The sequence below is a fragment of the Streptomyces sp. NPDC032198 genome, from assembly GCF_040636975.1.
Classification (GTDB): domain Bacteria; phylum Actinomycetota; class Actinomycetes; order Streptomycetales; family Streptomycetaceae; genus Streptomyces.
This window is the reverse complement of the sequence record NZ_JBEZVL010000007.1, coordinates 329582-346702: the sequence shown is the minus strand read 5'-3', so window position 1 is coordinate 346702 and position 17121 is coordinate 329582. Positions and strand designations below refer to the sequence as shown.

Sequence of the window (17121 nt, the reverse complement as noted above, 5' to 3'; positions counted from 1 at the left end):
AACCGCGTGCGGCCAGGGGCGAGCGTACCCGCTGGACCGGCGTGACGCCCCGGCGGTCAGTTCCAGTCGGAGAAAGCGGTGAACCCGCTGTCGGCGAGCTGCTCGCCGACTCCTTCCAGATCTTCGGGGAGCAGGCTCCACACGATGAGGTCGGTGCGGACCTCGAGCCAGCCGCCGAACGGATCCCCGCCGTTCCTCGTACGCGCTATCCAGGCGCCCCGCAGGACTCCCTCGCTGATGCAGCCGATCTTCTGCGCGACCTGCTGGGCCGCGGTGTTGTCGGCGGCGGTGCGTAGCTCGATGCGCTCGAAGCGCTGGTCGTTGAAGAGCCACTGGGCGGTGGCGAGCGCCGCCTCCGACGCGTAGCCCTCGCCGCGGGCCCAGGGGGCGACGACGTAACTGAGTTCGCCGGAGCGTACGCGCCAGTCGATGTCGCGCAGTTGGACGATGCCGACCAGGCGCTGGGTGAGGAACTCCGTGACGGCGAGGGCGATTCCGCGGCCCTCGGTGCGCTCCGCGGGTGCGAGGCGGTTGATCCAGTCGCGGGCGTCGGCCTCGGTGTAGGGCTGGGGCACGGAGGTCCAGGCGGTGACCATCTCGTCGTTCATCATCTCCGTGTACGCGGAGACGTCGGCTTCCTCGAACGGGCGCAGCACCAACCGCTCCGTGCTGATGGAGATGTCGGGGAGGGTGGTTGTCATGCGCTGCTCCGTAACCTGGAACCTCGGGCCTGCTGGAGAGCCCAGCATGCAGCATGTCCACGCGCAAACGCACCACGGGGTCCGCTCCTTCATCAGGAGCGGACCCCGTGCCGAGGGCGGAAACGGACTGTGCGTCAGCTCGTTTCGACGGGCAGGACGGAGCCCTTGTACTTGTCCTTAATGAACTGTTTCACCTCGGGTGAAGTGAGCAGTTCGGCCAGCTTCCTGACCCGCGGATCGTCCTCGTCGCCCTTCTTGACGGCGAGCACGTTGTTGTACGGATTGTCCTTGGGCGACTCGAGAAGGATGGCGTCCTTCTTGGGGCTGAGTCCGGCGTCGAGCGCGTAGTTGTTGTTGATGACCGCGGCGTCGACGTCTTCCAGGGAGCGGGGCAGCTGGGCGGGTTCCAGCGGCTTGAGGGTGAGCTTCTTCGGGTTGGACGTGACGTCCCCGGGGGTGGCGGTCGAACCGGCCCCCTTCTTGAGCCCGATGACGCCCTGGGAGGCGAGGAGTTGCAGCGCCCTGCCTTCGTTGGTGGTGTCGTTCGGAAGGGCGACGGTCGCACCGGCGGGCAGCTCGGTGACGTCCTTCGCCTTCTTCGCGTACACCCCCATCGGCGGCAGGTAGACCTCGGTCACCGGCGTGAGCTCCGTCTTCTTGGACTTGTTGAAGTCCTCCAGGTACGGGGCGTGCTGGTAGAGGTTGGCGTCGAGGGACCCTTCCTGGAGCGCAGTGTTCGGCGTGACGTAGTCAGTGAACTCCGTGATCCTGAGGTCGAGTCCCTTCTTCTTCGCGAGGTTCTGCTTGATGTACGCGAGGACTTCACCGGCCGGGGTCGGGGTGGCGCCGACGGTGAGCGTGTCACCGTCGCCGCTTCCCGAGCCCGATTCGCTGCCGCAGGCCGTCAGGCCGACTGTGAGGGCGAGTGCCCCCGCGACGGCCGCCATGACGGGCGTACGCATGATCAGAACGCCGCTACGACGGCACCGTCGTACTTGTCGTCGATGAACTTCTTGACCTCGGGCGAGGTGAGGAGCTTGGCGAGCTTCTTGACGCGCGGGTCGTTCTCGTCGCCCTTCTTCACGGCGAGGAAGTTGCCGTAGGGGTTGCCCTTGGCGGGCTCGGCGGCGATGGCGTCCTTGGCCGGGCTGAGCTTGGCCTCCAGGGCGTAGTTGCCGTTGATCACCGCGGCGTCGACGTCACCGAGGGAGCGGGGCACCTGGGCGGCTTCGAGCTCCTTGAACTTGAGGTTCTTGGGGTTCTTCGAGACGTCCTTGGGGGTGGCCTCGTAGCCGACGCCCTTCTTGAGCTCGATCAGGCCGTTGTCGGCCAGGAGCTTGAGCGCGCGGGCCTCGTTCGTGGTGTCGTTCGGGAGCGCGATCGTGGCGCCCTTCTTGAGGCCGTCGAGCTTCTTGACGTTCTTGGAGTAGACGCCGAGCGGCTCCAGGTGCACCGTCGCGTTCGGGACGGGAACGATGTCCGTCCCGTTCTTCTTGTTGAAGTCGTCGAGGTACGGCTTGTGCTGGAAGTAGTTCGCGAAGACCTCGCCCTGCTGAACGGCGGTGTTCGGCGTGACGTAGTCGGTGAACTCCTTGACCTCGAGGTCGAGACCGGCCTTCTTGGCGAGGTTCTTCTGGACGTAGTCCAGGATCTCGCCCTGCGGCGTCGGGGTCGCGGCGACGATGAGCTTGCCGTCCTTGTCCGCGGCGGAGCCCTTGTCGGAGCCGCAGGCGGAGAGCCCGAGGGTGAGGGCTCCGGCAGCGAGGACAGCGGTGGTGATCTTGGCGGTGTTACGCACGAAAAGTGCCTTTCTCCATGGGTGGTACGCCCCGCGATGGGGTGTGCGGGGGTGGGTCAGATCGAGGGGGTCGGGGGTGCCGGCGTCTTGAGCTTGAGCAGGCGCAGCTTGGGAGCGGCGCCCGAGTGGCCGCCGCGCCGGTGCAGCCTGCGGGCCGCGTAGTCGCCGCCGAACTGGATGACCGAGATAACGACAGCGAGGATGCCGACGGTGATCCACATCAGTTCGGTCTCGAAGCGCTGGTAGCCGTAGCGAATGGCGATGTCGCCGAGGCCGCCCGCGCCGACGGCGCCGGTGATGGCCGAGTAGCCGATGATCGTGACGATCGTCGTGGTGGTGCTGGAGATCAGCGAGGGCAGCGACTCCGGCACGAGGACCTTGCGCACGATGGTCCAGGTGTTGCCGCCCATCGACTGCACGGCCTCGACGAGGCCGCCGTCGACCTCGCGCACCGCGGTCTCCACGAGCCGCGCGAAGAACGGCGTCGCGCCGATCGCGAGCGGCACGATGGCGGCCTCACGGCCGATCGTGGTGCCCGTGATCCAACGCGTGAAGCCCATCAGCGCGACCATGAGGATGATGAAGGGCATCGAGCGCGCGACGTTCACGATCTGCCCGATGAGCTTGTTCAGGACCGTGTTCTGCAGCAGCCCGCCGCGGTCGGTGAGGACCAGCAGGATACCGAGCGGCAGTCCGGCGACGACGGCTATCAGCGTCGACCAGCCGACCATATAGAGGGTGTCCCAACAGGCCTGCTCCAGCAGGGGCTGCATCTCCGACCAGGTCACTTGGCACCTTCCTTGACCAGCAGCGTGGCGTTCTCCGGTGTGGTCACGGGGTCGTGGCCCGCGATGTCGACCTGCAGTCCCCGCTCGCGCAGGAAGCCGATCGGGACGACGTTCTCCTCGAAGCGGCCGGGCAGTTCGATGCGCATGCGGCCGACCTGCTTGCCCGCGACGGTGTCCATCGCGGCGCCGAGGATCGAGATGTCGATGTTGTACGTGCGCGACAGCTGGGAGATGACCGGCTGGGTCGCGGCCTCGCCGTGGAAGGTCACGTCGACGACGGTGCGGTCGGTGCCCGTGGCCTCGCCGCTGACGGGGAAGAGCGCGGCGGCCAGCTCGGAGCCGGGCGTCGCGAGCAGCTCGGTGACGGTGCCGGACTCGACGATCCGCCCGTTCTCCATGAGGGCGGCGGAGTCGCAGACGCTCTTGACGACGTCCATCTCGTGCGTGATCAGCAGGACGGTCAGGCCGAGCTGCTGGTTGAGGTCGCGCAGGAGCCCCAGGACGGAGCGGGTGGTCTCCGGGTCGAGGGCGCTGGTCGCCTCGTCGGAGAGCAGCACCTTCGGGTCGCCGGCGAGCGCGCGGGCGATGCCGACGCGCTGCTTCTGGCCGCCGGAGAGCTGGGCCGGGTAGGACTTCGCCTTGTCGGCGAGGCCGACCAGGTCGAGGAGTTCGAGGGCCTTGCGGGAGCGCTCGGCGCCGCTGAGGCCCAGGATCTCCAGGGGCAGCTCGACGTTGTCCTTGACGGTGCGCGAGGACAGCAGGTTGAAGTGCTGGAAGACCATGCCGATGCGGCTGCGCGCCCGGCGCAGGTCCTTGCTCGCGCGGCTGCCGCGCCCCGCGAGGGCGGTGAGGTCCTGGCCGGCGACGCTGACGGTGCCGGCGGTGGGGCGCTCCAGGAGGTTCACGCAGCGGATCAGCGAGGATTTGCCGGCGCCGGACTGGCCGATGACGCCGTACACCTCGCCTTCGCGGACATGCAGATCGACGCCGTCGAGGGCAGTTACTTCACGACCGCGTGAGCGGTAGACCTTGGTAAGGCCGGAAGTGGTGATCACAGGGGTTTCCGTCACTGTCGAGTGCGCGGCGCGGTTGTCGCCGGGCACGGGGCATTCGTGGGGAACGCGGCACGGTTTCTCGCGGTGGCGAAAGGAACCGGAGGAGGTGTGCGCGGGGCAGGCTCGCTTCCTACGTCATGTCGCCGGTAAGGCGTACGTCGCATAGGGGCGTGGCACAGCGGCTTCGCTTCGGGGCGCGATGCTCAGGAGTGGTGCGGGGGCCCTCAGAAGGCGCACATTCGACACATACAACGAGCACCGGGCGTCGTGATCGCCTCGGTCGCAAGGGTGCGGTTGCTCGTCGTGGTCATGTGGACCAGTAAAACACGCGTGCGTCTGAGGCCCGCCACGGTTGTCCGCTATACGGACAACTTCTGGACGGGTACGGACGCGTGGGGGCGGCTGCTCAGCCCTCCGCGGTGATCTCCACGCCCCCCTCGGTGGCCAGTGCGGACACGGCCGAAAGGTCCTTCACGACGATGTCCGCGGAGAGCTCGCCCGCGGTGTGAGTTGTGGCCAACGCCACGGTGGTCATGCCGGCCGCGCGCCCCGCCGTGAGACCCGCGGGAGCGTCCTCGAAGACGACGCAGCGGGCCGGGTCGACGCCCAGTTTCGCGGCGGCGAGCAGGAAGGGCTCCGGGTCGGGCTTGCCACGCGTGATGTCGTCGGCGGCGATCACCATCTTGGCGTCGATGCCGACCTCCGCGAGCCGGGCCTCGGCAAGCCGCCGTCCGGCGGAGGTGACAACGGCCCAGCGCTCGGGCGGCAGGGATTCCAGCAGCTCACGGGTGCCGGGCAGCAGCACGACGCCGCCCGCGACGTCCGAGACCTCGAGCTCCTCGATGCGGGCGACGGCCTCGGCCACGCGCTCGGCGGGCAGCATGTCGGCGATGATCTCGGCGGCGGGCCTGCCGTGCAGCTCGACCCGATCGAACACCTCGGCGGTGATCCCGTACTCCTGCGCCAAGCGGCTCCAGCAGCGGTACACCGACTCCATGGAGGAGATGAGGGTGCCGTCGTTGTCGAACAGGAGCGCTTCAGCGTGGATCTTCATGGTGTTCGAGCGTACGGGGCACCCCTGGGGTGCGCGCATCGGGTCATAGGGCCCGTAATAAAGTCACGGCATGCTTGTTGCCCTGACGATCGCGACCGCCGTGGCCGCGCTCGCCCTCGCCGCGTGGTGCGGCTTCGCCGCCTACCGGGACCAGCCGACCAAGGACTGGCACTTCATCGGCATGGGTGTGGTGACGTTCCTGGCCACCGTCCAGCTGATCGTCGGCATCGTCCAGCTGGCGCGGGGCGAGAAGCCGGAGCAGGGCACGACGATCTTCGTGGCGTATCTGATCGGTTCCTTCGCCTGCATCCCGGCTGCGGGCTTCATGTCCCTCGCGGAGCGCACCCGTTGGGGCTCCATCACCGTCGCCGCGGGTGGCGTGGTCCTGGCCGTGCTCGAAGTGCGGCTCTACGACATCTGGGGAGGCTGAGGTGACGGTGACGGAGCCCGAGGAGCAGAAGCAGAAGCTGATCACCGGGCCGGGCATCCTGCTGGTGTGGCTGTACGGGGTGATGGTGGTCGGCGCCGTGTCGCGCTCCGCCGTCCAGATCTCGACGGACTTCCACAAGGCGCCGCTGGCGTACGCGCTGTCCGCGCTCGCGGGTCTCGTCTACGGCTTCATCACGTACTCGCTCGTGCGCGGCGGCGAGAAGGCCCGCAGGGCGGCGCTGGTGTGCTGCGCCGCCGAGCTGGTGGGCGTCCTGGCGGTGGGCACCTGGACGCTCGTCGAGCCCTCCGCCTTCCCCGACGCCACGGTGTGGTCGGACTTCGGGATGGGCTATCTGTTCATCCCGGTGATCCTGCCGATCACCGGGATCTTCTGGCTGAACAAGGCCCGCAAGGCCCCGTGAGGGACGCGGGCCGCGCCTAGGCGCTGGCCACGAAGGCGCGCGCGTCGACGTCCTTGGCGAGGGTGATCCGCGTAAGCCGTTCGTTCACGTGCTCGGTGCCGACCGCGGCGTACCCATGCTTGCGGTAGAGCTGGAGATTCTGCTCGCTGCGATGGCCGCTGAAGAGCTGGAAGCACTTGGCGGTGCCGCCCTCCCCCAGGTGCCTCTCTATCGCGTCCAGGAGCCGGCCGCCCAGACCGTGGCGCTGCATCCTGGGGTGGACGATGAGTTTGTCGATCCGCGCCGTTCCGTCGGGGTCGACCGTGCCGCGCACCGACGCGACCACCTCGTCCCCGAGGCGGGCCACCAGCACGCTGCCGGCGGTCAGTTCGGTCTGGATGGAGTCGAGGGACTGGGTGAGCGGCTCGATGGAATAGTCGCCGTACAGCTCGGCCTCGCTCTGGTAGCACAGGTACTGCAGTTTGAGGATCTTCTCGGCGTCCTGTCCGCCCGCCTCCGAGATGGTCACGCTCATGCCCATGTGTGCATGCCTCCCGCTCACCTGCTCCGCCGGTTGTCTATCGCTCCTTTCCCCAGGGTTCAGGAGCCGCAACCTCCGCCGCGAGCATTCTGCGCAGGCATCCCAGGCAACGGGAACGTTCAGGCCCCAGGCTGCCCTGTGACATTCCCAACTCACCTGCGATCTCCCGGTAGGTGAGGTCCTTGGGGGACAGCAGCGCCGCCATGAGACCGGGGCAGCGGCCGGGCAGTCTGCGTACCGCCGCGTGCAGGGTGCGGTCGCGGTCGGCCCGCAGGGCGCGCTGTTCGGGTCCGCGCTCGGAGTCGTCGGCGGGCTCGGTCGCGTACGCCACTTCGCGTTCCTCCGTACGCCGGGTGCGGCGCGCCTCGGAGGCGACGGCGGCGCGCAGCCAGGTGGCCGGGTCGGCGGGTGGGTCGGCGGCGTCCATGCGTTCCAGCAGGCGCAGCCAGACGGCCTGTTCGAGGTCGCCGGGGTCGGTGCCGGAGCCGTGCGCGGCGGCGGAGGCCTCGGCGGCGAGGAGCGGACGCAACGCGGGGATGAGCGAGTGAGTCATGCAGGGCCGAGTCATGCAAGACGTGACGCGGCCGCTCCGGCAGGAGGTTGCCGGAGCGGCCGTCTATCACCCCAACCGGGGCCGGACGATCAGCTGTTGACGAAGTCCTCGCGGGCCAGCAGGGCGGTGTCGCAGTTGTCGGAGAAGAGCCCGTCGATGCCCGTCTCGAAGTACGCCTTGAAGGCTCCGAAGGCGTCGCCGTAGGCGTTCGGGTCGGTGCCCTTCCTGAAGTTCGTGGGCAGGAAGGTGTTCTCGTTGCGCATCGTGTACGGGTGCAGGATCAGGTCCGCCTCGTGCGCGTCCTTGACCAGGGTGGTCGGGGTGCCGAGGCTGCCGTCCGCCTTCTTCGGGATGATCAGGTCGAGCGTCGGGCCGATGCCCTGCGCGAACGACGCCATCCACTTCAGGCCCTCGGGCTTGATGAGGTCGGCGACGGTGCGCGGGTCGCCCGCCTCGACGAAGTCCCAGGGGCGGGAGCCCGCGGTGGACAGGAGCACCACGAGCGGCGGGCCGACCAGCTTGTTCAGGCGCTGGAGGCTGCTGGGCTCGAAGGACTGCAGGAAGTTCGGCGAGTTCTTCTTGTGCCGCCCGTACTTGCGCAGGAGCTTGGCGAGCGGCTCCTCCAGGCCGAGGCCCAGCTTGCGGAAGTACGTGGGGTGCTTGGTCTCGATGTGCAGCCAGACCCGCCTGCCGCGCTCACGTCCCTGCCGGTCGGCCCACCGGAAGACCTCCTCCAGGGTGGGCACCTCCCAGCGGCCGTCGTAGAGGGTGTTGCGCTGGCGCGTGCCCGGGATGCGCTCCTTGGCGCGCAGCGTCTTCAGCTCGGCGAGCGTGAAGTCCTCGGTGAACCAGCCGGTGAGCGAGACGCCGTCCACGGACTTGGTGGTCTTGCGGGACGCGAACTCCGGGTGCGCGGAGACGTCCGTCGTCGCGGTGATGTCGTTCTCGTGACGGCATACGAGATGGCCGTCCTTGGTGGGCACCACGTCCTGCTCGATGACGTGCGCGCCCATGTCGAGCGCGAGCTGGTACGAACCGAGCGTGTGCTCGGGCCGGTAGCCGCTGGTGCCGCGGTGCGCGACGATCGTGGGCACCGGCAGGTCGTCGTGCCCGTGCTTCGCGTCGGCTCTCGCCACGCCGGGCAGTCCTACGACGGCTGTGCCCGCCCCGAGGACCGCCGCTCCGAGTACCGCGCGCCGTCCCGGCCGCCGCTCCCCGGACTCCGGCCGACCCGACTTCTGCGTAGCCATTGAGCACTCCTCCCGATGTACTGCCTTGCACCTGACAAAGCGGGACGATCGTAGGTGGCCCCACGTGACGGACGGGAGACCCTGGACCGAACGGAAGGGTGACGCCGTATGGCGACTGGTGTGCGGGAGGGGGTCCGTTCGGCTGACCTTGGGTCCGGGTCGGTCGGCTTCGGTCCGGCCCGGAATACCTCCGAACTCCGTGGCAGCGCGTGACCGCGGTGCGTGACAAGGACCACTAGGACGAGCCACATGCCTCACACAGGGATAACGTCGTCACAGGGAGGGCGCACCGAGGGCTGCACCACGCACGTGGAAGTCAACTCTGCGTATCGAGTACGTGAACCCGATGTGCGGTGAGCGGGGACCCGCGAGTATCGTCCTCACCTGCACATACTCGTCGTCGACCCGTTGACACCGGAGGGCCCGTTGTCCCGTCTCGCGCTCATCAAGGCTGTGCTCGGACCGATCTTGCGTCTGATGTTCCGCCCTCGGGTGGAAGGCGCCGAGAACATTCCGGGCACCGGTCCGGTCATCATGGCCGGAAACCACCTCACGTTCATCGACTCGATGATCATGCCCCTCGTCTGCCCGCGCCCGGTGTACTTCATCGGCAAGGACGAGTACGTCACGGGCAAGGGACTCAAGGGCCGCCTCATGGCCTGGTTCTTCACCGGCTCCGGCATGATCCCCGTGGACCGCGACGGCGGCCACGGCGGCGTCGCCGCCCTGATGACCGGGCGCCGCGTCCTGGAGGAGGGCAAGCTCTTCGGCATCTACCCCGAAGGCACCCGCTCCCCCGACGGCCGTCTGTACCGCGGCCGTACGGGCATCGCCCGGCTGACCCTCATGACCGGCGCGCCCGTCGTCCCCTTCGCGATGATCGGCACGGACAAGCTCCAGCCGGGCGGCAAGGGACTTCCGCGTCCGGGCCGCGTGACGGTGCGCTTCGGTGAGCCGATGGAGTTCTCGCGCTACGAGGGCATGGACCGCGACCGCTATGTGCTGCGGGCGGTGACGGACTCCGTGATGACGGAGGTCATGCAGCTGTCCGGTCAGGAGTACGTGGACATGTACGCCACGAAGGCGAAGGCGGCGTAGCCGCCGGGAACCGGCTTGCTGTGCGCCCGCCTCGGCGCCGGGCACTCCCCGGCGCCGAGGCGGGCGTTTTCGTCGTCCGCGGGCCGTGCGTGGCCGGTCGCGCCCACGCGGCGGAGCCGCACCATGGCACAGCCCCGCGCCCCTTACGGAGCGCCTCTCAGTGCTCGATGCCGTCCTCCAGCTTTGAGCCCTTCAGGAGGAACCACGCCGCCACGGCAGTGGCGAGCAGGACCGCCGCGCCCACGCCGGAGGCCAGCCGCAGGCCGTCGACGAAGGCGTCCTGGGCCGAGGCAAGCAGCTCCTCGGACTGGTGGGCCGGGAGACCCGCCGTGGATTCCACCGCGCCGCCCAGCGATTCGTGCGCGGCCGACGCCACCTCGGGCGGGGTACCCGCCGGGGCGGTGAAGTCGCGGTAGACGCCGGTCACGATGGAGCCGAGCAGCGCGATGCCGAGTGCCGCGCCCAGTTCGTACGCCGTCTCGGAGACCGCGGACGCGGCGCCCGCCTGTTCCTTGGGCACGCTGGAGAGGATGACGTCGGCGGTCACCGTGAACGAGAAGCCCGCGCCGATGCCGACCACCAGGAGCGAGGCGCCGAGCAGCGGATACCCGGTGGACTGGCTCAGGGTGGTGAGCGCCGCCAGGGCGATGCCCACCGCCGCCAGGCCGCCGGCCACCACCGCGCGCACGGAGAACCGCCGCGCGACCATGCCCGCGATCAGACCGGCCGCCACCGCGCCCACCGCGGCGGGCAGTTCGGCGAGGCCCGCCTCGAACGGCCGCCGCCCCTGCACGAGCTGCAGGAACTGCGAGAGGAAGAAGACCAGGCCCGAGAGCCCGAGCACCGTGAGGAGGTCGGCGAGGACCGCCCCGGAGAACCCCCGGTTGCGGAAGAGGCGCATGTCCAGGAGGGGTGCCGTCAGGGTGAGCTGGCGCCGCACGAACCAGGTGAGCGCCGCCACGCCGAGCACGGCCGCCACCCCGATGTCCCAGCGGATGCCGTGCGCCGCCGCCTCCTTGATGGCGTACACGATGGCGATCATGCCGATGAGTGAGAGCACGACGCTGATCAGGTCCCAGGGGCCCGGCGCCGGGTTCTTCGACTCGGGCAGGAGCTTGATGCCGACCAGGACGAGCACGGCCATCACCGGCAGGTTGATCAGGAAGACCGAGCCCCACCAGAAGTGTTCGAGCAGGAATCCGCCGACGACCGGTCCGACGGCGGCACCGGCCGACGCCATCGCGCCCCAGATGCCGACCGCGAGACTGCGCTCGCGCGGGTCGTGGAAGATGTTCCGGATCAGCGCGAGCGTGGACGGCATCAGCGTCGCACCCGCGACACCGAGCAGCGCCCGGGCCAGGATGAGCAGTTCGGGAGTGGTCGCGTAGGCGTTGAGGACCGAGACACCGCCGAAGGCGACGGCTCCTATCAGCAGGAGCTTCTTGCGGCCGATGCGGTCGCCGAGGCTGCCCATGGAGACGAGCAGACCGGCGATGACGAACGAGTACACGTCGCCGATCCACAGCAGCTGGGTGCCGGTCGGCTCGAGGTCCTCGCTGATGTACGGCGTGGCAAGGCCGAGCACCGTCGCGTCCACGGCGACGAGCAGCACGGCCAGGACCAGCACGGCGAGCGCGAGCCAGCGCCCTGGACTGCGCTCGACCTCCGTCGACGCCGTCCGCTGTTCGATGCTGGTCATGGTTCCACTCTCCGTTGTGCGCCGCCGATCAGCAGCTCGGCGATCATGTGTGTGAAGTCCTTGGCGGCCACGCGGCCGTCCAGTACGGCCCAGGCGCCGGCGCCGATGAGTCCGTACAGCGCCTCCGTGAGCCAGGCGGGGCTCAGGTCGATGCGGAACTCGCCGCTCTCCTGGCCGCGCCGGAAGAGCGCGCCGATGCTGTCGTCGAGCCGGGACCAGCCCTCGTGCTGGGCGTCGTCCTCGAAGAGCTGGTTCTCGGTGACGAGGAACGCGAGCAGGCCCGCAGCCGGCTGGAACTCCTTCACCAGGCGGCGCAGCGCCTCCTCGGCACTGTCCTCGCCGAGCCTGGCCGCCTCCAGGGCGGCCTCGCACTCCTGTATGCCGAGCTCCTCCAGGGCGCGCACGAGGGCGTCGCGTCCGGCGAAGTGGCGGTGCAGGGTGGCCCGGCTGATCCCCGCGGCGCGCGCCACTTCGTCCATCGTGGCGGAGCCTTTGCGGGTGAGCAGGGCGGCGGCGCTGCGCAGCACCTGATCGCGATCGACTGACATGAGACAAGCATAATCCACATGAGACATTTTTGTCTCACGAGATACGCGCGCCACTCACCCGCAGGGCGCGCACACGCGGGTCGCGAAACGGGCGGAATCAGTGCCAGGGCAGCTGCCCGCGCCGCTCCCAGTACGCGGCGGGCTCCTCCACGAGGCCCGCGAGCCGCTCCAGCTGCCCGGCGTCGAGGTCGACGGCCGCCGCGTGCAGGTTCGAGACGAGCTGGACCGAGGTGGCGGCGCCGGAGAGGACCACGCCCGCCCACGGCTGGCGCAGGACCATGGCGAGGGCCACCGCGTCACTGCCGAGCCCGTTCGCCCCGGCGATCTCGCGCAGGGCCGCGGGGGCCTGCGGGCCGGCGAGGCGGCCGTTGGCCATGGCCTCCTTGACCAGCACGGTGAGCCCCGCGTCGTGGGCCTCGGCGAGTGCGGGGCCCGCCGAGGTCTCCAGGGCGTTGTACGTCGCCTGGACGGTACGGAAGAGCGGCTCGCCGTCGACGGTCACTTCGAGGGCGGCACGGATCGCGGCCGCCTGCTGGGGGCCGCTGACCGAGAGCCCGACCGTCACGCCCGAAGCCGCCAACTCGGCCAGCCCGGCGTGCAGTTCCTTGTCGTTGAGCGCGGGGCTCTCCGGGGTCACGGAGTGGATCTGGTAGAGGTCGAGCCGCTCGCCGAGCAGTTCGGCGCTCTCCTCGCGCTGGCGGACGTACGCGGCGACGCTGTGGTCCTTGACCTCGTGCGGACCCGCGGCGTCGGCGTTCCAGGCGGCCGTGTACGTGTAGCCCCACTTGCTGCCGATCACGACGTCCCGGATGTCGGGCCTGGCGTGCAGCCAGTCGGCGAGGAACTCCTCGGAGCGGCCGTACGAGCGCGCGACGTCGATGTACCGGACGCCCAGCGCGTAGGCGGCGTCGAGGAGTTCGAGCGTGCGCTCGCGCAGGGCCTCGACGCTGCGTGAGGGCGGCAGGTCGGCGTCACGGCCGAGCGTGATGTAGCCGGGCCTGCCGACGGCGGCGAGGCCGAACCCGATGTGGGCGGTGGGGGTGGTCGCTGCGGCCAGGCGCGAGAAAGGCATCGCGGGCTCCGTTCGGTCGGCTCCTTCGGCTCCTTGCGGAAGACGACCAACGTAACCCGCGATGCCCACGTCAACGCGGTACGCGCGGATCCGGCGTCACGTGCGCGCCGCTGCCCACTCCTGCTGGACCGTCAGGTCGGCCTTGACCTCGGCGAGCTGGGCGGCGACGGCCGAGGGGGCGGTGCCGCCACGGCCGTCGCGCGACGCGAGAGCGCCGGGGACGTTCAGGACGGTGCGGACCTCGGGGGTGAGGTGCTCGGAGATCTTCGCGAACTGCTCGTCCGTGAGCTGGTCGAGCTCGATGCCGTGCGCCTCGCACTCCTTGACGCACTCACCCGCGACCTCGTGCGCCACCCGGAACGGCACACCCTGCTTGACCAGCCACTCGGCGATGTCCGTGGCGAGCGAGAACCCGGCCGGGGCCAGCTCCTCCATGCGCTCGCGGTGCACGGTGAGTGTCGCCATCATGCCGGTGAAGGCGGGGAGCAGGACCTCCAGCTGGTCGCAGGAGTCGAAGACCGGCTCCTTGTCCTCCTGGAGGTCGCGGTTGTACGCGAGCGGGAGCGCCTTGAGCGTCGCCAGCAGGCCCGTCAGATTGCCGATGAGCCGCCCCGACTTGCCGCGCGCCAGCTCGGCGATGTCCGGGTTCTTCTTCTGCGGCATGATCGAGGAGCCGGTCGAGAACGCGTCGTGGAGCGTGACGAAGGAGAACTCCTTCGTGTTCCAGAGGATGATCTCCTCGGCGATCCGGGAGAGGTTCACGCCGATCATCGCGGTGATGAAGGCGAACTCGGCGGCGAAGTCCCGCGAGGCGGTGCCGTCGATGGAGTTGCCCACGCTCCCGCGCTCGAAGCCGAGGTCCGCGGCGACGGCCTCCGGGTCGAGACCCAGGCTGCTGCCGGCCAGCGCGCCCGAGCCGTACGGCGACACGGCCGTCCGCTCGTCCCACTGCCGTAGGCGTTCGGCGTCCCGGGCGAGGGGCTGGACGTGCGCCAGGACGTGGTGCGCGAAGAGCACGGGCTGGGCGTGCTGGAGGTGCGTGCGGCCCGGCATGGCGACGTCCGGGTGCGCCTCGGCGAGGCCGATGAGCGCGCCCTGGAGGTCGGCGATCAGGCCGCCGATGATGCGGGCGTGGTCCCGCAGGTACATCCGGAAGAGCGTCGCCACCTGGTCGTTGCGGGAGCGGCCCGCGCGGAGCTTGCCGCCGAGGTCCGCTCCGAGGCGTTCGAGCAGACCCCGCTCCAGGGCGGTGTGCACGTCCTCGTCGGCGATGGTGCCCACGAAGGAGCCGTCGGCCACGTCGGCCTCCAGCTGGTCGAGGCCGCCCAGCATGCGGGTCAGCTCGTCCTCGGTGAGGAGCCCCGCCTTGTGGAGCACGCGCGCGTGGGCGCGGGAACCGGCGATGTCGTACGGCGCCAGGCACCAGTCGAAGTGGACCGATGCCGACAGCTTGGCCAGGGCCTCTGCCGGACCGTCCGCGAACCGGCCGCCCCAGAGCCGGACGTCACCGCCGTTGTTGCTGCTCACTTCACGTGCTCCTTACCCTGCATTCGCCGTTATGCATGAGTATGCAGTGCTCCGTATGTTTCGTCAATCCAGCCACGGCGTGAGACATCGCGCGAAGTCGTTAGACAGGCGAAGTACCTCTGACGAATAATCCTTCGACATGGGAAAGACCTACGAACGCATAGACGGCAGACTCCGCTCGTTCATCGAGGCCCAGCCTCTCTTCTTCACCGCCACCGCGCCCCTTTCGGGTGAGGGGACGGTCAATCTCTCCCCCAAGGGCCTCACCGGCTCGTTCGCCGTCGTCGACGAACACACCGTGGCCTATCTGGACTTCGCGGGGAGCACCGCGGAGACCGTCGCGCACCTGCGCGAGAACGGCCGCATCACCCTGATGTGGTGCGCCTTCCAGGGCCCGCCGAACATCGTCCGGGTGCACGGCCGCGGCGAACCCGTCTTCCGCGACGACCCGCGCTGGGCGGAGCTGCTCGGGCACTTCCCCGCCATCGACCCGACCCAGCACGGCCTGCGGGCGATCATCGTCGTGACGGCCGAACTCGTCCGCGACTCCTGCGGATACGCGGTGCCCTACATGTCGTACGACGAAGACCGCGACCTGCACGCCCGGCGTTTCGCCCGCGAGGACGACGCGTCGCTGAGCGCGTACTTCGCCAAGAAGGAGCACATCGCGCAGAGCATGGACGGCCTGCCCGGGCTGCCGCTGCCCCTGCCGCCCACTACGGTCTGAGCCATGCGCCCCCGTGCCGCCGCCCTCGCGTCCGCAGCCGCCCTCGTGCTCGCCGTCACCGGCACCCTCGGCGCCGCCCCCGGCGCGGGCCCCCCGCTGCCGGACCGGATGGCCGACACGGGCGGCGGCACCCAGCTCATCACCGCGAAGGCCGCGCGCACCGGCTCCACCACCGGCACGGTCACGTGGTGGGACCGGCGCGGCGGGCGGTGGCTGAAGTCCGGGTCCGCCCCGGCCAGGTTCGGCGCGAAGGGCCTGACGGAGGGCGCCACGCGCAAGCAGGGCACGAACACCACCCCAACCGGCCTCTTCCGCCTCCCGTACGCCTTCGGCATCAGGGCCGAGCCGCCGGGCACGGACTACCCGTACCGCCGGGTCACGAAGAACTCCTGGTGGTGCCAGGACAACGAGTCCCGCTCCTACAACCGCTGGACCCGACCCCGCCCAGCCGACTGCCGCGCCACCGAGTCCGAACACCTCATCACCTACGACCCCCAGTACGCGCACGCCCTGGTGATCGGCTTCAACTACGACCGCCCGGTACGGGGACGCGGCGCCGGAATCTTCCTGCACGTCAACGGCCGCGGGGCGACGGCGGGTTGCGTATCCGTGCCGGACGAGGCCATGACCCGGATCCTGCGCTGGGCAGAGCCGGAGGGGCGACCGCACATGGCGATCGGTACGGAGTCGGGGGCCACCGCCGTCACCCGGTACTGACACCCGCCGGAAAGCGCCGCCGAACCACCCCGCCGCACCGCCCCGGCAGCTCCGTGTAGCGACCACATATCGAGACGCGGTTGCGTCCGCACTCCGCGGCGGCGTTGCATCGCCGGGTGCGAACCGAACAGACGATCCCCAGTTCAACGGAGAGCGGCGACAAGGCGGCCCGCCTCGCCGTCACGGTCTTTCCCGTCCTCGTGCTCGCCGCGGGCGCGCTCGGCCTGCTGACGCCGGACACCTTCAAGGGCTGGGGCACGAACGTCCCGTACCTCCTGGGGCTCGTGATGTTCTGCATGGGGCTCACCATGACCCCGCTCGACTTCCAGGGCGTCGTCAAGCGGCCCTGGGCCGTCGCGCTCGGCCTGGTCGCGCACTACGTGATCATGCCGGGGCTCGGCTGGCTGATCGCCCACGCGCTCGGGCTCTCCCCCCAGCTGGCGGCCGGGGTGATCCTGGTCGGCTGTGCGCCGAGCGGGACCGCGTCCAACGTCGTGACCTATCTGGCGCGCGGTGACGTGGCGCTTTCGGTGTCCGTCGCCACCGTCTCGACCGTGCTCGCCCCGCTCATCACCCCGCCGCTGACACTGCTCCTCGCCGGTGAGTACCTGCCCGTGGACGCGGGGTCGATGGTCACGGACATCCTCAAGACCGTGCTGCTCCCGGTCCTCGCCGGTCTCGTCGTACGGCTGCTGTTCGGCCGCTACATCGGACGGGTACTCAGCGCGCTGCCCTGGCTCTCCGCGCTGACCATCGCCGTCATCGTGGCTGTCGTGGTCGCGGGCAGCGCCGCCGCCATCAAGTCGGCCGCCCTGCTCGTGTTCCTCGCCGTCGTCCTGCACAACGGCCTCGGCCTGGCGCTCGGCTACGGCGCGGGCAAGCTGGCCCGCCTCGGCCCGCCGGCCTCGCGTGCCATGGCCTTCGAGGTCGGCATGCAGAACTCGGGGCTCGCCGCGTCGCTCGCCACCGCCCACTTCAGTCCGCTGGCCGCGCTGCCCGCCGCGGTGTTCTCCGTGTGGCACAACGTCTCGGGGGCCCTGGTCGCCGCCTGGATGTCGCACCGGGCGCGGCGGACGGAGCAGCGGGCCGAGCAGGCCTGACCGCGCTCCCCCAGCAAAGAATCTTCCGGCAGCCATAGACGGGACGGATCGGCTCCGCTTACC

Annotated in this window: 19 protein-coding genes; 6 read left to right on the top strand and 13 right to left on the bottom strand. The window is 69.9% G+C overall.

Annotated elements, in window-relative coordinates:
* Positions 1-56 precede the first annotated feature (56 nt).
* From AB0E78_RS21040 to AB0E78_RS21015, 6 genes are all read right to left on the bottom strand, one after another.
* The gene (locus AB0E78_RS21040) at positions 57-701 is read right to left on the bottom strand and encodes a GNAT family N-acetyltransferase (RefSeq protein ID WP_361834396.1); all 645 of its coding nucleotides are present in this window, start codon (positions 699-701) and stop codon (positions 57-59) included.
* Between the two features lie 134 nt (positions 702-835).
* The gene (locus AB0E78_RS21035; protein ID WP_361834393.1) at positions 836-1663 is read right to left on the bottom strand and encodes a MetQ/NlpA family ABC transporter substrate-binding protein; all 828 of its coding nucleotides are present in this window, start codon (positions 1661-1663) and stop codon (positions 836-838) included.
* A 2-nt stretch (positions 1664-1665) separates the two neighbouring features.
* On the bottom strand, positions 1666-2499 hold the full coding sequence (locus AB0E78_RS21030; protein ID WP_361834390.1) for a MetQ/NlpA family ABC transporter substrate-binding protein: 834 nt from the start codon (positions 2497-2499) through the stop codon (positions 1666-1668).
* 56 nt (positions 2500-2555) lie between these two features.
* Complete coding sequence (locus tag AB0E78_RS21025; protein ID WP_361834388.1) at positions 2556-3287, bottom strand: methionine ABC transporter permease; 732 nt, start codon at positions 3285-3287, stop codon at positions 2556-2558.
* On the bottom strand, positions 3284-4342 hold the full coding sequence (locus AB0E78_RS21020) for an ATP-binding cassette domain-containing protein (protein WP_361834385.1): 1059 nt from the start codon (positions 4340-4342) through the stop codon (positions 3284-3286). The genes AB0E78_RS21025 and AB0E78_RS21020 overlap by 4 nt, the downstream gene beginning before the upstream one ends.
* 406 nt (positions 4343-4748) lie before the next feature.
* On the bottom strand, positions 4749-5396 hold the full coding sequence (locus AB0E78_RS21015; protein ID WP_361834384.1) for an HAD family hydrolase: 648 nt from the start codon (positions 5394-5396) through the stop codon (positions 4749-4751).
* 70 nt (positions 5397-5466) lie between these two features.
* Here AB0E78_RS21015 and AB0E78_RS21010 point away from each other — a divergent pair, with 70 nt between their 5' ends.
* Positions 5467-5826, top strand: a complete 360-nt coding sequence (locus AB0E78_RS21010; protein ID WP_361834381.1) for a hypothetical protein — start codon at positions 5467-5469, stop codon at positions 5824-5826.
* A gap of 1 nt (position 5827) precedes the next feature.
* The gene (locus tag AB0E78_RS21005; RefSeq protein ID WP_361834380.1) at positions 5828-6247 is read left to right on the top strand and encodes a hypothetical protein; all 420 of its coding nucleotides are present in this window, start codon (positions 5828-5830) and stop codon (positions 6245-6247) included.
* Between the two features lie 16 nt (positions 6248-6263).
* Here AB0E78_RS21005 and AB0E78_RS21000 read toward each other — a convergent pair whose 3' ends face one another.
* The 3 genes from AB0E78_RS21000 to AB0E78_RS20990 form a co-directional block, all read right to left on the bottom strand.
* Complete coding sequence (locus AB0E78_RS21000; RefSeq protein ID WP_361834378.1) at positions 6264-6767, bottom strand: GNAT family N-acetyltransferase; 504 nt, start codon at positions 6765-6767, stop codon at positions 6264-6266.
* Between the two features lie 37 nt (positions 6768-6804).
* A complete protein-coding gene (locus tag AB0E78_RS20995; protein WP_361834376.1) occupies positions 6805-7320 on the bottom strand; it encodes a sigma-70 family RNA polymerase sigma factor in 516 nt (171 codons plus the stop codon).
* A gap of 89 nt (positions 7321-7409) precedes the next feature.
* On the bottom strand, positions 7410-8570 hold the full coding sequence (locus AB0E78_RS20990) for a glycerophosphodiester phosphodiesterase (RefSeq protein WP_361834374.1): 1161 nt from the start codon (positions 8568-8570) through the stop codon (positions 7410-7412).
* A gap of 477 nt (positions 8571-9047) precedes the next feature.
* On the opposite strand from AB0E78_RS20990, the gene AB0E78_RS20985 reads away from it, so the two are divergent.
* Positions 9048-9668, top strand: a complete 621-nt coding sequence (locus tag AB0E78_RS20985; RefSeq protein WP_361056899.1) for a lysophospholipid acyltransferase family protein — start codon at positions 9048-9050, stop codon at positions 9666-9668.
* 157 nt (positions 9669-9825) lie between these two features.
* On the opposite strand, the gene AB0E78_RS20980 is transcribed toward AB0E78_RS20985, so the two are convergent.
* The 4 genes from AB0E78_RS20980 to argH all read right to left on the bottom strand — a co-directional run bounded on the left by AB0E78_RS20980 (position 9826) and on the right by argH (position 14514).
* Positions 9826-11367, bottom strand: coding sequence for an MFS transporter (locus tag AB0E78_RS20980; protein WP_361834372.1), 1542 nt, complete (start codon positions 11365-11367; stop codon positions 9826-9828).
* On the bottom strand, positions 11364-11915 hold the full coding sequence (locus AB0E78_RS20975) for a TetR/AcrR family transcriptional regulator (RefSeq protein WP_361834369.1): 552 nt from the start codon (positions 11913-11915) through the stop codon (positions 11364-11366). The genes AB0E78_RS20980 and AB0E78_RS20975 overlap by 4 nt, the downstream gene beginning before the upstream one ends.
* 97 nt (positions 11916-12012) lie before the next feature.
* Positions 12013-12987 carry an aldo/keto reductase gene (locus AB0E78_RS20970; protein ID WP_361834367.1) on the bottom strand — a complete coding sequence of 325 codons (975 nt, stop codon included), beginning with the start codon at positions 12985-12987 and terminating at the stop codon, positions 12013-12015.
* 96 nt (positions 12988-13083) lie between these two features.
* A complete protein-coding gene (gene argH / locus AB0E78_RS20965) occupies positions 13084-14514 on the bottom strand; it encodes an argininosuccinate lyase (RefSeq protein ID WP_361834365.1) in 1431 nt (476 codons plus the stop codon).
* Between the two features lie 139 nt (positions 14515-14653).
* On the opposite strand from argH, the gene AB0E78_RS20960 reads away from it, so the two are divergent.
* The 3 genes from AB0E78_RS20960 (at position 14654) to AB0E78_RS20950 (ending at position 17058) form a co-directional block, all read left to right on the top strand.
* Positions 14654-15241, top strand: a complete 588-nt coding sequence (locus tag AB0E78_RS20960; protein ID WP_361834362.1) for a pyridoxamine 5'-phosphate oxidase family protein — start codon at positions 14654-14656, stop codon at positions 15239-15241.
* A 3-nt stretch (positions 15242-15244) separates the two neighbouring features.
* On the top strand, positions 15245-15958 hold the full coding sequence (locus AB0E78_RS20955) for a L,D-transpeptidase family protein (RefSeq protein ID WP_361834359.1): 714 nt from the start codon (positions 15245-15247) through the stop codon (positions 15956-15958).
* A gap of 116 nt (positions 15959-16074) precedes the next feature.
* Positions 16075-17058: a bile acid:sodium symporter family protein gene (locus AB0E78_RS20950; RefSeq protein ID WP_361834357.1), complete on the top strand. Its 984-nt coding sequence runs from the start codon at positions 16075-16077 to the stop codon at positions 17056-17058.
* The last annotated feature ends 63 nt before the right edge of the window (positions 17059-17121 follow it).

Excerpts from the sequence above, each read along its gene's own strand:
- AB0E78_RS21015 (WP_361834384.1), bottom strand. The coding sequence starts at position 5,396 with ATGAAGATCCACGCTGAAGCGCTCCTGTTCGACAACGACGGCACCCTC.
- AB0E78_RS20985 (WP_361056899.1), top strand. The coding sequence starts at position 9,048 with ATGTTCCGCCCTCGGGTGGAAGGCGCCGAGAACATTCCGGGCACCGGT.
- AB0E78_RS21035 (WP_361834393.1), bottom strand. The coding sequence starts at position 1,663 with ATGCGTACGCCCGTCATGGCGGCCGTCGCGGGGGCACTCGCCCTCACA.
- AB0E78_RS21000 (WP_361834378.1), bottom strand. The coding sequence starts at position 6,767 with ATGGGCATGAGCGTGACCATCTCGGAGGCGGGCGGACAGGACGCCGAG.
- AB0E78_RS20990 (WP_361834374.1), bottom strand. The coding sequence starts at position 8,570 with ATGGCTACGCAGAAGTCGGGTCGGCCGGAGTCCGGGGAGCGGCGGCCG.
- AB0E78_RS20995 (WP_361834376.1), bottom strand. The coding sequence starts at position 7,320 with ATGACTCACTCGCTCATCCCCGCGTTGCGTCCGCTCCTCGCCGCCGAG.
- AB0E78_RS20960 (WP_361834362.1), top strand. The coding sequence starts at position 14,654 with ATGGGAAAGACCTACGAACGCATAGACGGCAGACTCCGCTCGTTCATC.
- AB0E78_RS20955 (WP_361834359.1), top strand. The coding sequence starts at position 15,245 with ATGCGCCCCCGTGCCGCCGCCCTCGCGTCCGCAGCCGCCCTCGTGCTC.
- AB0E78_RS20980 (WP_361834372.1), bottom strand. The coding sequence starts at position 11,367 with ATGACCAGCATCGAACAGCGGACGGCGTCGACGGAGGTCGAGCGCAGT.
- AB0E78_RS20975 (WP_361834369.1), bottom strand. The coding sequence starts at position 11,915 with ATGTCAGTCGATCGCGATCAGGTGCTGCGCAGCGCCGCCGCCCTGCTC.
- AB0E78_RS21040 (WP_361834396.1), bottom strand. The coding sequence starts at position 701 with ATGACAACCACCCTCCCCGACATCTCCATCAGCACGGAGCGGTTGGTG.
- AB0E78_RS20970 (WP_361834367.1), bottom strand. The coding sequence starts at position 12,987 with ATGCCTTTCTCGCGCCTGGCCGCAGCGACCACCCCCACCGCCCACATC.
- AB0E78_RS21010 (WP_361834381.1), top strand. The coding sequence starts at position 5,467 with ATGCTTGTTGCCCTGACGATCGCGACCGCCGTGGCCGCGCTCGCCCTC.